General features: G+C 67.3%; 12 protein-coding genes. 6 read left to right on the top strand and 6 right to left on the bottom strand.

The window, feature by feature from the left end; translation table 11 throughout:
• Nucleotides 1-7: 7 nt before the first annotated feature.
• Complete coding sequence (locus tag ABE424_RS01345; RefSeq protein WP_179460854.1) at nucleotides 8-1,153, top strand: mechanosensitive ion channel domain-containing protein; 1,146 nt, start codon at nucleotides 8-10, stop codon at nucleotides 1,151-1,153.
• A gap of 27 nt (nucleotides 1,154-1,180) precedes the next feature.
• Here ABE424_RS01345 and ABE424_RS01340 read toward each other — a convergent pair whose 3' ends face one another.
• From ABE424_RS01340 to typA, 3 genes are read right to left on the bottom strand one after another with little or no spacing between them, the layout of a single operon-like run.
• A complete protein-coding gene (locus tag ABE424_RS01340) occupies nucleotides 1,181-2,803 on the bottom strand; it encodes an amidase (RefSeq protein ID WP_346491282.1) in 1,623 nt (540 codons plus the stop codon).
• Between the two features lie 55 nt (nucleotides 2,804-2,858).
• A complete protein-coding gene (locus ABE424_RS01335) occupies nucleotides 2,859-3,344 on the bottom strand; it encodes a DUF2127 domain-containing protein (RefSeq protein WP_313209644.1) in 486 nt (161 codons plus the stop codon).
• Between the two features lie 14 nt (nucleotides 3,345-3,358).
• Nucleotides 3,359-5,206: a translational GTPase TypA gene (typA, locus tag ABE424_RS01330; protein ID WP_121042902.1), complete on the bottom strand. Its 1,848-nt coding sequence runs from the start codon at nucleotides 5,204-5,206 to the stop codon at nucleotides 3,359-3,361.
• 329 nt (nucleotides 5,207-5,535) lie between these two features.
• Here typA and ABE424_RS01325 point away from each other — a divergent pair, with 329 nt between their 5' ends.
• The 5 genes from ABE424_RS01325 to ABE424_RS01305 all read left to right on the top strand — a co-directional run bounded on the left by ABE424_RS01325 (nucleotide 5,536) and on the right by ABE424_RS01305 (nucleotide 11,145).
• Nucleotides 5,536-6,030, top strand: a complete 495-nt coding sequence (locus tag ABE424_RS01325) for a peptidylprolyl isomerase (RefSeq protein ID WP_088435214.1) — start codon at nucleotides 5,536-5,538, stop codon at nucleotides 6,028-6,030.
• A 63-nt stretch (nucleotides 6,031-6,093) separates the two neighbouring features.
• Nucleotides 6,094-7,080, top strand: a complete 987-nt coding sequence (locus ABE424_RS01320) for a malate dehydrogenase (RefSeq protein WP_088435213.1) — start codon at nucleotides 6,094-6,096, stop codon at nucleotides 7,078-7,080.
• A 234-nt stretch (nucleotides 7,081-7,314) separates the two neighbouring features.
• Entirely contained in the window at nucleotides 7,315-9,192 is a 1,878-nt protein-coding gene (prpE, locus tag ABE424_RS01315) for a propionate--CoA ligase (RefSeq protein ID WP_346491281.1), read from the top strand.
• 324 nt (nucleotides 9,193-9,516) lie between these two features.
• Nucleotides 9,517-10,011 (top strand): hypothetical protein, encoded by a 495-nt coding sequence (locus ABE424_RS01310; protein WP_346491280.1) that lies wholly within the window; start codon nucleotides 9,517-9,519, stop codon nucleotides 10,009-10,011.
• 72 nt (nucleotides 10,012-10,083) lie between these two features.
• The gene (locus tag ABE424_RS01305; RefSeq protein WP_346491279.1) at nucleotides 10,084-11,145 is read left to right on the top strand and encodes a suppressor of fused domain protein; all 1,062 of its coding nucleotides are present in this window, start codon (nucleotides 10,084-10,086) and stop codon (nucleotides 11,143-11,145) included.
• A gap of 97 nt (nucleotides 11,146-11,242) precedes the next feature.
• Here ABE424_RS01305 and ABE424_RS01300 read toward each other — a convergent pair whose 3' ends face one another.
• From ABE424_RS01300 to ABE424_RS01290, 3 genes are all read right to left on the bottom strand, one after another.
• Entirely contained in the window at nucleotides 11,243-11,854 is a 612-nt protein-coding gene (locus tag ABE424_RS01300) for a glutathione S-transferase N-terminal domain-containing protein (protein WP_346479841.1), read from the bottom strand.
• Between the two features lie 89 nt (nucleotides 11,855-11,943).
• Nucleotides 11,944-12,402 (bottom strand): cell wall hydrolase, encoded by a 459-nt coding sequence (locus tag ABE424_RS01295; protein WP_088435200.1) that lies wholly within the window; start codon nucleotides 12,400-12,402, stop codon nucleotides 11,944-11,946.
• A gap of 292 nt (nucleotides 12,403-12,694) precedes the next feature.
• Nucleotides 12,695-14,728 (bottom strand): NADPH-dependent 2,4-dienoyl-CoA reductase, encoded by a 2,034-nt coding sequence (locus ABE424_RS01290; RefSeq protein WP_346491278.1) that lies wholly within the window; start codon nucleotides 14,726-14,728, stop codon nucleotides 12,695-12,697.
• Between the last annotated feature and the right edge of the window lie 81 nt (nucleotides 14,729-14,809).

Below are 14,809 nucleotides of genomic sequence, written 5' to 3'. Positions count from 1 at the left end.
GCGTGCCGTGACCGTCGACTGGCAGCAGGCAGCGCTGTATCTCTGGCCCATCTCGATCGCGCTGGCGATCGGGATCAGTGGCTGGTGGTTGCTGATGGCGTTGACGCGTCGTCTGAAAGACCGTGATTACCGCCGTGCCCGCATCGCGCGGGTGATCAGCCGGCCCTTGGCGTTCGCGCTGCCGCTGTTGCTGCTGATTCCGGCCCTGGAGGCCACGCCGCTGCAGGAGCACCGGCTCGAGCAGGCACTGCGGCTGCTGCATATCGGCCTGACCGGCTGCTTCATCTGGCTGCTGGTACGCGCGGTGGCCGCGGGCGAGCAGGCGATCCTGCGCGATCACCCGATGGAGGTGGCCGACAACCTCGAGGCACGCCGCATCCAGACCCAGACCCGGGTGCTGAGCCGTGTGCTGATGGGCGCGATCATCCTGGTGGGTGTGTCGCTGATCCTGCTGACGTTTCCGATGGTGCGCCAGATCGGCACCGCGCTGCTGGCCTCGGCCGGCATCATCGGCCTGGTCGCCGGCATCGCGGCCAAGCCGGTGTTCGGCAACCTGATCGCCGGTCTGCAGATCGCGTTGACCCAGCCGATCCGGCTGGACGATGTGGTCATCGTCGAGGGCGAATGGGGCCGCGTGGAAGAGATCAACAGCAGCTACGTGGTGGTGCGGATCTGGGATGCGCGGCGGATGGTGGTGCCGCTGACCTGGTTCATCGAGCACCCCTTCCAGAACTGGACCCGGCGCAGCGCCGATCTGCTTGGCACTGCGTTCCTGTGGCTGGATTACACCGCGCCGATCCCGGCGATCCGCGCCGAACTGGAGCGGATCTGCAAAGGCGAGGCGCTATGGGATGGCCAGGTCTGCGTGACCCAGGTGACCGAAACCAGCGAACACACGCTGCAGGTGCGTCTGCTGGTGAGCGCGCGCAACTCCGGTGATGCCTTCGACCTGCGCTGCATCGTGCGCGAGCGCATGCTCGACTTCCTGGCGCGCGAGCATCCGCAGGCACTGCCGCGCACCCGTGCCGAGCTCAACCAGGAAGCCACGCCGACGCGCCGCGCGCGTTCGCAGCCGGCCGAGGATGTGCGCTCCCCCGGCGCCGAGGATGGTGAGCCGGCGATCCTGCCGGACCCGGGCGATGCGACCCGGTAGGTACCGACCGTTGGTCGGTACACGCCCTCAGGGTGCGACGCCGTTCGTCAGCAGGGTATCGGTCTGGAACCGCGGCGGACGGCGTGCGCGGGTCCGTTGCTCGTAGGCGTAGCCCAGCTCGATCAGGCGCGGCTCGCTCCACGCGGTCCCCATGAACAGCAGCCCCAGCGGCAGGCCGTCCACGTGCGCCATGGGCACGGTCAGGCTCGGGTAGCCGGCCACCGCCGCGGCGCTGTAGCTCTCGCCGGGGAAGTCATCGCCGCTGCCCGGCCGGATCGGCCATGCCACGCCGGTGGTCGGTGCCACCAGCGCATCCAGCTTCTGTTCGCGCAGCACCGCATCGATGCCTTCCGGGCCGGCCAGCCGGCGGGCATCGCTGCGCGCGCGGATGTACTCGGGCGTACCCAGGCCGCCCATCGTCGCGGCGGTGTCCATCAGGTCCTGGTCGAACAGCGCCAGTTCCTTGCCCGCATGCTGGCGGTTCCAGGCGATCACGTCGTCCAGGCTGCGCACCGGCGCGCGGTAGGTCGTGAAGTAACGCTGCAGCCCGGCCTTGAACTCGTGCATCAGGACGATCCGTTCGGCGTCCTGCCACTGGCCCTGGGTCGGCAGCTGCACCGGCACCACGGTCGCGCCGGCATCGCGCAGCACGGCCACGGCATGCTGCAGGGCCGGCGCGATGCCTGGCTTCTGCATCAGGTCGCCATACAGCACGCCGATCCGCGCGCCGCGCAGGCTGTCGGCGTTCAAGCGCGAGGTGTAGTCGTAGACCGCACGTCCGGGCATGGTCGCGGTGGCTGGGTCGGCCTCGTCGCGGCCGGCCATCGCGGTCAGCAGGGCGGCTGCGTCGGCCACGCTGCGGGTCATCGGGCCGGCGGTGTCCTGGCTGAAGGAGATCGGGATGATGCCCTCGCGGCTGACCAGTCCGACCGTCGGCTTCAAGCCGACCACGCCATTGACCGCGGCGGGGCAGACGATGCTGCCGTCGGTCTCGGTGCCGATCGCCGCCACCGCGAGATTGGCCGAGACCGCCACCGCGCTGCCGCTGCTGGAGCCGCACGGGTTGTGGCTGAGCCGGTACGGATTGCGGGTCTGGCCGCCGCGGGCACTCCAGCCGGAAATCGATCGGCTGGAGCGGAAGTTGGCCCATTCGCTCAGGTTGGTCTTGCCGAGGATCAGCGCGCCGGCCGCGCGCAGGCGCTGGACCAGGAACGCATCGTCCGGGCGGAACCCTTCCAGGGCCAGCGAGCCGGCGGTGGTGCTCATGGGGCTGGCGCCGATGTTGTCCTTGAGCAGCAGCGGGATGCCGTGCAGCGGGCCGCGCAGCTGTCCCTGGCGACGCTCGGCGTCCAGCTGTGCGGCCTCGCGCAGCGCATCGGGGTTGAGCTCGATGACCGCGCGCAGGCGCGGGCCGGCCCGGTCGAGGCGGGCGATGCGGTCCAGGTAGGCGCGGGTCAGGGTGACACTGTCCAGCTCGCCGCTGGCCATGCGCGACTGCAGGTCGCTGATGCCGGCTTCGGCAAAGGCGAACGGGAGCGTGGCGCTCGGCGAGGGGGGCGGCGCAGGCGATTCACGGGCATGCAGGGGCGCCGGGCCCGGGCTGCAGCCGGCCAGCGCGATGAGCATCAGCGATGTCAGTGTCAGGCGCATGCCTGTCCCCCCGAACCGGCCGTCAGGCTAACCACCGCGGGCGCCGCTTGGCAACTCAAGCCGTTTGGGCGGCCTTGCCATGGCGTTTGCGGATATCGCGGGCGAGCACGCCGACCACGATCAGATTGATCACCAGCACCGACCACGAGGCCCAGCCCGGGTGACGGAGGATGGCGTAGATATCGAACGGCAGGTAGATGCCGGCAGTGACGCAGCCCAGCCAGGAGGCCCAGGCCTTGGCGCGCCAGAGGCCCCAGGCCTCGAAAAGGTGCAGGACGCCGTAGGCGACCATTGCAGCAGCCGCCAGATGCACCGCATCGGGGCTGATCATGTTGAGCAGCGAGGGCAGGGTGCCGTGATCCGGGTCCAGACTGAAACGCCGGATCAGGGCATTGACCGCATCGCGCAGGGGCTGCGGGCCGAGCATTTCCAGCCCGGTCGCAGCCAACAGCGCCAGAACCGCCTTGCTGGCTTCCAGCAAGGCGATCAGGTGAAGCCCCGGATGCTTGTGAGGATCCGGGTTGTAGGGCTTGTCGATCACGACAATGGGTCCGATCAGCCGCCGCGCGATGCCTTCTTGCGGTCGCTTTCGGTCAGGCCCTTCTTGCGCAGGCGGATTTCCTTCGGGGTGATCTCGACCAGCTCGTCGTCTTCGATGAAGTCCAGGGCCTGCTCCAGCGAGTACTTGATCGCCGGGGTCAGCTGGATCGCATCGTCCTTGCCCGAGGCGCGCATGTTGGTCAGCGGCTTGGTCTTGATCGCGTTGACGGTCAGATCGTTGTCCTTGGAGTGGATGCCGACCAGCTGGCCTTCATACACGTTGTCGCCTTCAGCAGCGAACAGCTTGCCGCGTTCCTGCAGCGGGCCCAGGGAGTACGCCGGGGTGGCACCCGGGGCATTGGCGATCATCACGCCGTTCTGGCGCTTGGCGATCGAACCCTGTTCCTTCGGACCGTAATGGTCGAACACGTGGAACAGCAGGCCCGAACCCTGGGTCAGGGTCTTGAACTCGTTCTGGAAACCGATCAGGCCACGGGCCGGGATCTGGTATTCCAGGCGGACACGGCCCTTGCCGTCCGGCTCCATGTTCTTCAGCTGGCCCTTGCGGGTACCCAGCTTTTCCATCACGCCGCCCTGGTGCTGTTCTTCGATGTCCACCACCAGCTGCTCGATCGGCTCCATGGCCTGGCCGTCGATCTGCTTGATGATCACTTCCGGACGCGACACGGCCAGCTCGTAGCCTTCACGACGCATGTTCTCGATCAGCACCGACAGATGCAGTTCGCCACGGCCGGAGACCAGGAACTTGTCGGCGTCTTCCAGCTGTTCGACCTTCAGGGCGACGTTGTGGACCTGCTCGCGATCCAGGCGGTCCTTGATCTGGCGGCTGGTCAGGAACTTGCCACCGGACAGGTCCTTGTTGCCGGCGAACGGCGAGTTGTTGACCTGGAAGGTCATCGAGATCGTCGGTTCATCGACGGTCAGCGCCGGCAGGGCTTCCGGGGTATCCGGGTGGCACAGGGTGTCGGAGATGGTCAGTTCCGGAATACCGGAGATGGCGACGATGTCGCCCGCTTCGGCGGTGTCCTGCTCGATGCGCTCCAGGCCCAGGAAGCCCAGCACCTGCGCGACCTTGCCGTTGCGCTTCTTGCCTTCACGATCGATGACCGCGACCTGCATGTTCTTCTTCAGGGTGCCGCGCTGCACGCGGCCGATGCCGATCACGCCCACGAAGTTGTTGTAGTCCAGCTGGCTGATGCGCATCTGGAACGGACCTTCCGGGTCCACTTCCGGCATCGGCGCGTGCTGCATGATCGCTTCGTACAGCGGGGTCATGTCGCCGTCGCGCACGGTGTCTTCCAGGCCAGCGTAGCCGTTCAGGGCCGAGGCGTAGACGATCGGGAAGTCCAGCTGCTCATTGGTGGCGCCGAGCTTGTCGAACAGGTCGAAGACCTGGTCGATCACCCAATCCGGACGCGAGCCCGGACGGTCGACCTTGTTGACCACGACGATCGGCTTGAAGCCCATCGCGAAGGCCTTCTGGGTCACGAAGCGGGTCTGCGGCATCGGGCCGTCCATCGCATCGACGAGGATCAGCACGGTGTCGACCATCGACAGCACGCGCTCCACTTCGCCGCCGAAGTCGGCGTGTCCCGGGGTGTCGACGATGTTGATCCGGTTCTTGATACCGGTCTTCTTGTCTTCCCAGGTGATGGCCGTGTTCTTGGCCAGGATGGTGATGCCGCGTTCCTTTTCCTGGTCATTGCTGTCCATCACGCGCTCGGCGAGCACGGTGCGCTCGGAGAGGGTGCCGGACTGCTTGAGCAGCTGGTCGACGAGGGTGGTCTTACCGTGGTCGACGTGGGCGACGATGGCGATGTTGCGAAGATTTTCGATAGACATGCGAAAGGGGGCCAGTCGGCGCCGGATTTGGAAAAAGAAGTCCAACATTATACGGCCAAGATGACCAATCGCGAAAAGTGCCTCGCAGGCCTTGCCGGACGGGCATTCAGCTGTGTGAGGGACGCCTGTCCGGGTGGCCGCGATGATGCAGGAAGCACCACCGCCCCCTGAGTCAGGGGGCTGCCGCGAAGCGGCGGGGGTGTGGGTGCTGGTAAGAGGGGCCCGCGGTTCGCGCAGCGAAGCGTGGGGCGGCAGCGCGCATGCGGTGGCGCATACCACGGGTGTATCCTATGGGGCTAACGACAAACCCCCGTACTCCAAGGATTTGCATGTCCCTCATCGCCACTTTCGACACCACCCAGGGCCCGATCAAGGTCGAGCTGTTCGCCGACAAGGCCCCGCTGACGGTCGCCAACTTCGTCAACCTGGTCAAGCACGGCTTCTATGACGGCCTGGTCTTCCACCGCGTGATCCCGGACTTCATGATCCAGGGCGGCTGCCCCAAGGGCCAGGGCACCGGCGGCCCGGGCTACAAGTTCGAAGATGAAAAGAACGGCGTGAAGCACCAGGTCGGTTCGCTGTCGATGGCCAATGCCGGCCCGAACACGAACGGCAGCCAGTTCTTCATCACCCACATCAAGACCGATTGGCTGGACGGCAAGCACACCGTGTTCGGCCAGGTCCTCGACGGCCAGGCCATCGTGGACTCGGTCAAGCAGGGCGACGTGATCCATTCGATCACCCTGGAAGGCGACACCGACGCCGTGCTGGCCGCCCAGGCCGAGCGCGTGGCGGAGTGGAACAAGCTGATCCCCACCGCCTGATCCGATCCCGACGGCCCCCTGTGAAGGGGGCCGTTTTTACGTTTCTTAGCAGAGGAAATCCCCATGAAAGCACCTGTTCGTGTTGCCGTGACCGGCGCCGCCGGCCAGATCGGCTACGCCCTGCTGTTCCGCATCGCCTCCGGCGACATGCTGGGCAAGGACCAGCCGGTCATCCTGCAGCTGCTCGAGCTGCCGGTCGACAAGGCCCAGGCCGCCCTGCGCGGCGTGATGATGGAACTGGAAGACTGCGCCTTCCCGCTGCTGGCCGGCATGGTCGGTACCGATGACGCCGAAGTGGCCTTCAAGGACGCCGATATCGCCCTGCTGGTCGGCGCGCGTCCGCGCGGCCCGGGCATGGAGCGCAAGGATCTGCTGCTGGAAAACGCCAAGATCTTCACCGCCCAGGGCGCGGCGCTGAACAAGGTCGCCAAGCGTGACGTCAAGGTGCTGGTGGTCGGCAACCCGGCCAACACCAACGCCTACATCGCCATGAAGTCGGCGCCGGACCTGAACCCGCGCAACTTCACCGCCATGCTGCGCCTGGACCACAACCGTGCGCTGAGCCAGCTGTCGACCAAGCTCGGCAAGCCGGTCGGTGGCATGGAGAAGCTGATCGTGTGGGGCAACCACAGCCCGACCATGTACCCGGACTACCGTTTCGCCACCGCCGACGGTGCCTCCATCGCCGAGGCGATCAACGACCAGGAATGGAACGCATCGACCTTCATCCCGACCGTGGGCAAGCGCGGCGCGGCGATCATCGAAGCCCGTGGCTCGTCCTCGGCGGCCTCGGCCGCCAATGCCGCCGTCGACCACATCCGTGACTGGGTGCTGGGCAGCAACGGCAAGTGGGTCACCATGGGCGTGCCGTCCGACGGCTCCTACGGCATCCCGGAAGGCGTGATCTTCGGCTTCGCGGTCACCACCGAGAACGGCGAGTACACCCTGGTCAAGGATCTGCCGGTCGACGACTTCAGCCAGAAGTACATCGACAAGACCCTGGCCGAGCTGGAAGAAGAGCGCTCCGGCGTCGCCCACCTGCTGGGTTGATCACTCATACGGATGGGTGCCGAAGAGAACGGCAGGAGCCGTTCTCAACGGTGCGAAGCGCCGGCCCGAAGGGTGAGCGCCAGGATGGCGCGAATACCGTTGGTCGGTACGGACTGGAAAAAACGCCGGGCATTGCCCGGCGTTTTTTTTGGTCTCCCTACGACCAAGGTCGGACGGCCCGCGCCTCACCATCGGACTATGCTCGATCCCATGGCTTTGTCTGGGAGGGCTGTCATGCGTTACGAAGATGTCTATCGACGTTCGGTCGATGAACCCGAGGCGTTCTGGGGCGAAGAGGCCCAGCGCATCTACTGGCATACACCGCCGCAGCGGATCCTCGATTACAGCACCCCGCCGTTCCGGCGCTGGTTCGTCGGCGGGGAAACCAACCTCTGCTACAACGCGGTCGACCGCCATCTGGTCGATCGCCCGGATCAGCTCGCGCTGGTCGCGGTCTCCAGCGAAACCGGCGTCACCCGCGAGGTCACCTATCGCGAGTTGCACCGCGAAGTGAATGCCTTCGCCGCCGTGCTGCAGCGGCTGGACGTACAGCGTGGCGACCGCGTGGTGATCTACATGCCGAACATGGCCGAAGCCGTGTTCGCGATGCTGGCCTGCGCGCGCATCGGGGCGATCCATTCGGTGGTGTTCGGCGGCTTCGCCGCGCACAACCTGGCACTGCGCATCGATGACGCCGAACCGAAGCTGCTGATCGCCGCCGACGCCGGCAAGCGCGGCGGCAAAGTGATTCCTTACAAGGCGATGGTGGATGCCGCCTGCGCCGAAGCCGCTTCGCCGCCACCGCACGTGCTGATCGTCTCGCGCGGTCTGGACCCGGCCGAACCGAAGGTGCCCGGCCGCGACGTCGACTACGCCACGCTGCGTGCCGAAGTGGGCGACCAGGATGTGCCGGTGGTGTGGCTGGAATCCAGCGAGCCGAGCTATCTGCTGTACACCTCCGGCACCACCGGCAAGCCGAAGGGCGTGCAGCGCGATGTCGGCGGCTACGCAGTGGCGATGGCGCAGTCGATGGAGACCGTGTTCGACTGCAAACCCGGCCAGGTGATGTTCTCCACCTCGGATGTGGGCTGGGCGGTCGGGCATTCCTACAACGTCTACGGCCCACTGATCGGCGGCTGCACCTCGCTGCTGTACGAAGGGCTGCCGACCAACCCGGACCCGGGCATCTGGTGGGCGCTGTGCGAACAGTACGGCGTGCGCACGCTGTTCTCCTCGCCGACCGCGATCCGCGTGCTCAAGAAACACGACGCCGACTTCATCCGCCGCCACGATCTGGAAGCACTGAAGTACGTGTTCCTCGCCGGCGAACCGCTCGACGAGCCGACCGCGCACTGGATCAACGACGCACTCGGCAAGCCGATCATCGACAACTACTGGCAGACCGAAACCGGCTGGCCGGCACTGACCCTGCTGCCGGGCGTGGACATGAAACCGGTGCGCTTCGGCTCGCCCGGTTTCCCGAACCTCGGCTACCGGATGAAGGTCATCGATGAGAACACCGGCGAGACTGTCGCGCCGGGGCAGAAGGGCGTGCTGGTGATGATCCCGCCGCTGCCGCCGGGCTGCATGACCACGGTCTGGAAGGACGATGCGCGCTTCATCCAGAGCTATTTCAGCCACTTCAAGGAACTGCTCTACAGCTCGCTCGACTGGGCGATCCAGGACGAAGACGGCTACACCTTCATCCTGGGCCGCACCGACGATGTCATCAACGTGGCCGGGCACCGCCTGGGCACGCGCGAGATCGAGGAGTGCATCGCCGGCCATCCGCTGGTGGCCGAGGCCGCCGTGATCGGGGTCAAGGATGAACTCAAGGGCCAGGTGCCACTGGTGTTCGTCACCCTCAAGCAGGCCCTGCAGGGAGACGGCAGTGCCGTGGCGGCCGAGATGATGCAGCGGGTGACCAACACCCTCGGCGCGGTCGCGCGGCCGGCCCACATCCATATCGTCAACGCGCTGCCCAAGACGCGCTCGGGCAAGCTGCTGCGGCGCTCGCTGCAGGCGCTGGCCGAGGAGCGTGATCCGGGCGATCTGTCGACCCTGGATGACCCGGCGGCCTTGGACGAGATCCGGCGCGCGCTGGGAACCTGAGGTGCTGCAGGTCAGCCCGGTCGTGTAATGCCGCGCCATGCGTTGTCGCGACGCGCACCGGCATTCGAAGCGTTCCCCAAGGCCCGTCCTCCTCGGAGAGACGGGCCTTTTTCCTGCCTGTGCGGGGCGCCTCCAGGACCATGCTGCAGTGCATTACCGAGGACGCGAGCGCTCGGGTAAGCTCCGGTGGTGATCGCTGGGGACGCGGCGCGCCTGGGGCGGCCACCGACGCCGATCGGCCTGGAAGATGGGCAAGGGGGCGCGTACGAGTCGGCGAACGGCCGGCGCGACGCGCGATGATGCACCACGTGAAAGGGGGAGCACATGGCGTACATCCATGCCAAGACGGCCGCTGGCCGTCAGGAAATCGAGGATCGTGCACGGCGCCTGCCGCCGGCGCTGCGATCCATTCTGCTGATGGTCGATGGTCAGCGCGATGACACCGCGTTGACCGCGCTGCTGCCGGGCCTGCGTGCGCCGGACGATGCGCTGGCGCAGCTCTCGGCGATGGGCCTGATCGAGATCGTCGGCGGCAGTGCCGCACCGGTCGTCGCCGCGGCACTGACCGCCGGGCGCGAGCAGGACCCGGAGCTCTACAAGCGTCTGTACGACTGGATGAGCGAATCGGTGCGCAGGCACCTTGGTCTGAAGGGCTACTTCATGCAGTTGAAAGTCGAACGCTGCACCGATGCCGGCAGCCTGGAGAAACTGTGGCCGGACATGGCCGCCGCGATCAGCAAGGCGAAAAGCCCGGCGCTGGCCAACCGCTGGCTGGAAGAGACGCGCGCGCTGCTGCAGAGCGAGCCCGTGATCGCCTGAGACGATACGTCGACGGCGGCCAGGCAGCACGCTGTTTAGAATGCGTGCTGTTTCGTGTGCGGGAGAGTAGCGATGGTGGATGAGATCGAGGACGACGGCGCACCCGGGTGGGAGGCCATCGATGCCGCGTTGAAGGCGGTGTATCCCACGCAGGCGCCGCAGCATTACGGCCCGGTGCTGCGCTCGCTGCTCGGTGGCGAGGATCCGCTGGACGGCATCAGCGCGTATTGGAACGATGCGCCGCTGCCGCACTGGCACTTCGTCAGCTACGGCTTCTCCGAGCTGTATGAAAAGGAGAGCGATGATCCGGCCACCAGTGGCTACGGCTTCGAGCTGAGCTTCCGGGTTGCCGCTGCGGCGGGCAGCGAGCCGCCGGCGTGGGCGATGAACTTCCTGCAGAACCTGGCGCGCTACGTGTTCGCCAACGGCAAGGTGTTCCAGCAGGGCCACTACCTCAACGCAGGCGGGCCGATCGCCGCCGACACCGATACGTTGCTGCGGCACATCGCCTTCCTGCGCGACCCGCAGCTGCCGCCGCGCGAGACGCCCAACGGTTCGCTGGAGTTCCTGCAGGTGATCGGGCTGACCGATGACGAGATGGATGCGGTGAAGCGCTGGTCGACCACCGGCGTGCTCGAGACGCTGCTGCCGAAGATGCCGCTGTGGATCACCGATATCGCGCGTGGCTCGTTGCTGGACGACCCCGCGCTCGCTGCCGCGGTGGCCGAGGGCGCGGCACGCGAAGGCTCACAGACGGCCTATCTGTTCCTGGAGAAGTTGGGTTGGTCGGTGCGGGGCGAGGGTGCCGGACAGCAGTTGACCATGACGCTGGGCGCGCGCCAGGTGGAATCGCTGCTCGCGCTGCTGCCGGCGCGGTTGCTGTTCGGGCAGCCGTTGACGCTGGTGAGCAACGATAGTCAGATCACGCTGTCGCCGGCCGCGGTCAATGCGCTGGTGGTCGACGACGAAGCGCTGGACTGCCAGCTGGCACCGGCCACGGTGCAGGCGCTGGTCGCCACGGTCATGCCACGCCGCGGGACCTATGCGATCCCGGGCTGGCCGACGCTGCAGGTGGTGGTGGAGCTGAGCGAACTGCGCGATGCCGAGGGCAATGTCGTGCGTACGATCGGGTAGAGCCACGCCATGCGTGGCTCCTTTTCGACGGGACCGCGCGTTCCGGCCGGACGCGTGTGTTCCGGCCGGACCGCCTGCAGCCACCCATGGGGTGGCTCTACAGGAGGCCTTCCGCCTTCAGTGCCGCCTGCACGCCGGTATCGGCTTCCATGCGCTGCTTGAAGGCGGCGAGGTTGTCCAGGCCGCTCAGGTCGATCTTCGCGCCCGCGGCCCAGCGCAGGGTGATGTAGAAGTACGGATCGGCGAAGCTGCGGAAGCCGGCCAGCCAGGGGCGGTCGGCCAGCTGTGCATCGGCGCGCTCGAACAGGGCGCGCAGACGCTTGCGGGCGGCGGCGCGGAGCGCGTCGTACTGGGTGTCGTCTTCGATGAAGGTGCCCGGCCCGAACAGCGGCTTGAACGCCGGGTGCAGGTCGGAGTTGACGAAGGACAGCCAACGGGTGGCTTCGGCGCGCTGCTTGGGGCTGCCGTCACCGGTCAGGCCGGCCTGCGGGTAGGTATCGGCGATGTAGCCCATGATGGCTGCGTTCTGGGTCAGCACGAAATCGCCATCGACCACCACCGGGACCGAACCGGCCGGATTGAGGGCCAGGAACGGCGGCGCCTTCAGGGTGTCCTTGTCGAGCAGTTCCACCTCGAACGGCTGGCCGGTCCACTGCAGGGCGATGTGATCGGCGGTGGAGCAGGCTCCGGGCTTGCTGTACAGCTTCATGGGAACTCCGTTGCGGATGGGTGGAAGGTGAGCCGCCCACTATTCCAGAGCCGGCCCCGCATCCTCAACGGTATGGCCGTAACAGATCGTTACGACGCGCGCGGCTTGAGTTTCTGCACGCGGTAGAAGGTGTGATCGCCGATCGTGGCCACCTGGTAGGCATTGCGCCAGCTCGGGTTGGCGATCGCCAGGGCCGCGAAGTGGCTGGCGCCGGGCACGATCTCCTTGCGCTCACCGGCCGGCAGGGCCCAGTTGCGTTCGGCGTCGAAGGCGACGGTCATCGCTTCCTGCCAGGCATCGGCGTTGCCGAGCTGGGTGCCGGGCGCAACGATGGTCGGGGCGAACTGCTTGCGCGCGGTCACCACCTGGCACATCGAGTCGCCCCAGAGGCCGCTGTCCAGGCGGCGCAGCGCCACTTCCGCGACGGCTTGCTGGCCGCGCAGGGTCTGGTCACGCGCTTCGAGGTAGACGGTCGTGCTCAGGCACAACGAATCGGCGGCAGGCTGCGGCAACAACTGTGACAGCCAGAGAATCCAGGCCAGTTTCATAAATCTCCTTGCTCCGTGTGGGCCGCACCTGGCTGTTCCATCCGATCGTGCGGACGGGGCGTGGGTACGACTTGGCGTCATGGGGAGGCGGCCATCGGGGCCGCCCGGGGGCGGACCCGAAAGAAGACGTGGGGTCCGCGCGCTCACTCGAACTGGGTGGTGAGCGGGAAAGTTGGCGCACGATAGGGGGGGATTTCCCAATACATCCTGAACCCGAAAGCTTGACATTCAGGTTCGGAGGCAGGGCTGAATCGGCGGTTCAGCCCCGTATTCAGGTCCGTTTGGACCCGGGTCAGAGGGCAGCGGCGACCCGGCTGCCCTGATCGATCGCGCGCTTGGCGTCGAGTTCGGCGGCCACATCCGCGCCGCCGATCAGCTGTGCGTGGATGCCGGCTGCCTGCAGCGCGGCGTGCAGATCACGGCGCGGTTCCTGGCCGGCGCAGACCACCACATGGCTCACCGGCAGCAGCTGTTCCTGACCGTCCACGCGGATGCGCAGGCCGCTGTCATCCACGCCCAGGTACTCAACGCCACCGAGCATGCTCACGCCCTTGGCCTTGAGCGTGGCGCGGTGGATCCAGCCGGTGGTCTTGCCCAGGCGGGCGCCGGGCTTGCCCGGGCTGCGCTGCAGCAGCCAGACCTTGCGCGCAGGGGCTTCAGGTGCCGGTTTGGCGAGCGCGCCGCGGCCCTCGAACGTCGGGTCCACGCCCCACTCGGCCATCCAGCGCGCCGGATCCAGCGCGGAGGAGGGTCCTTCGTGGACCAGGAACTCGCCGACATCGAAGCCGATGCCGCCGGCGCCGATGATCGCGACCTGCTCGCCTACCTGGACCCTGCCGAGCAGCACATCCAGGTAGGTAACCACCTTGGGATGGTCGGCGCCGGGGAAATCGACCCGGCGGGGGGTGATGCCGGTCGCGATCACCACCGCGTCGAAACCGGCCAGCTCGGCCACGTCGGCCACGGTATCCAGCTTCACCTCGACACCGGTCTCGTCCAGCTTGTGGCGGAAATAGCGCAGCGTCTCGTGGAATTCTTCCTTGCCCGGGATGCGCTTGGCGACGTTGAACTGCCCGCCGATCTCGCTGCCGGCATCGAACAGCGTCACCACGTGGCCACGCTCGGCAGCCACGGTCGCGCAGGCCAGCCCGGCCGGACCGGCGCCGACCACGGCGATGCGGCGCGGGGCGGTGGTCGGGCGGTAGACCAGCTCGGTCTCGTGCACGGCGCGCGGATTGACCAGGCAGCTGGCCGTCTTGTTCTCGAACACGTGGTCCAGACAGGCCTGGTTGCACGCGATGCAGGTGTTGATCGCCTCGGGGCGGCCGGCGCGCGACTTGTTGGCCCACTGCGGATCGGCCAGCAGCGGCCGCGCCAGCGAGACCATGTCGGCACCGCCCGCGGCGAGGATGCGCTCGGCGACGTCGGGCATGTTGATGCGGTTGGTCGCGATCACCGGCACGCGGACATGCGGCTTGAGCTTGGCGGTGACCCCGGCAAAGGCGCCGCGCGGGACCGAGGTGGCGATGGTCGGGATGCGCGCCTCGTGCCAGCCGATGCCGGAGTTGATCAGGGTCGCGCCCGCCGCTTCGATGGCCTGCGCCTGCTGCACGATCTCGGCCCAGTTGCTGCCGTCGGGTACCAGGTCCACCAGCGAAAGCCGGTAGATGATGATGAAGTCCGGCCCACAGGCCTCGCGGATGCGGCGCACGATCTCCACCGCGAAGCGCATGCGCTGTGCCGCGTCGCCGCCCCAGCGGTCGGTGCGCTGGTTGGTACGCGGCGCGATGAACTCATTGATCAGATAGCCTTCCGAGCCCATCACCTCGACGCCGTCGTAGCCGGCTTCGCGGGCCAGCCGCGCGCTGCGTGCGTAATCGGCGATATGGCGGTCCACGCCGCGCGCGGACAGCGCCCGCGGGGTGAACGGGTTGATCGGCGCCTTCAGCTTGGAAGGTGCCACGGAGAGGGGGTGGTAGGCGTAGCGGCCGGCATGCAGCAGCTGCAGGCAGATCTTGCTGCCGTTGTCGTGCACGGCCCGGGTGACCTGGCGATGCGGTCGCACCTCCCAGGGCCAGGACAGCTTGCCGCCGAACGGCTTGAGCCAGCCGACCACGTTGGGCGCGAAGCCGCCGGTGACGATCAGGCCGACGCCGCCCGCGGCCCGCTCGGCGAAATACGCCGCCAGCCGCGGAAAATCGCGCGCGTGGTCTTCCAGGCCGGTGTGCATGGACCCCATCAGGACCCGGTTGCGCAGCTGCGTGAAGCCCAGATCGAGCGGGGCGAACAGATGCGGGTAGGCGGTGGATTCGGCGGCTGGCGACATGTGGATACGCTTGCGTACGGAAGCGCGCAGGGTGCCGCGAATGCCTCTGAAGAGCAAGCGCAGGTGCCCCGGTCGGTGCCG

It is taken from the genome of Stenotrophomonas sp. TWI1149, assembly GCF_039673155.1.
Classification (GTDB): Bacteria; Pseudomonadota; Gammaproteobacteria; order Xanthomonadales; family Xanthomonadaceae; genus Stenotrophomonas; species Stenotrophomonas maltophilia_AA.
This window is presented reverse-complemented; position numbering and strand designations above follow the sequence as displayed.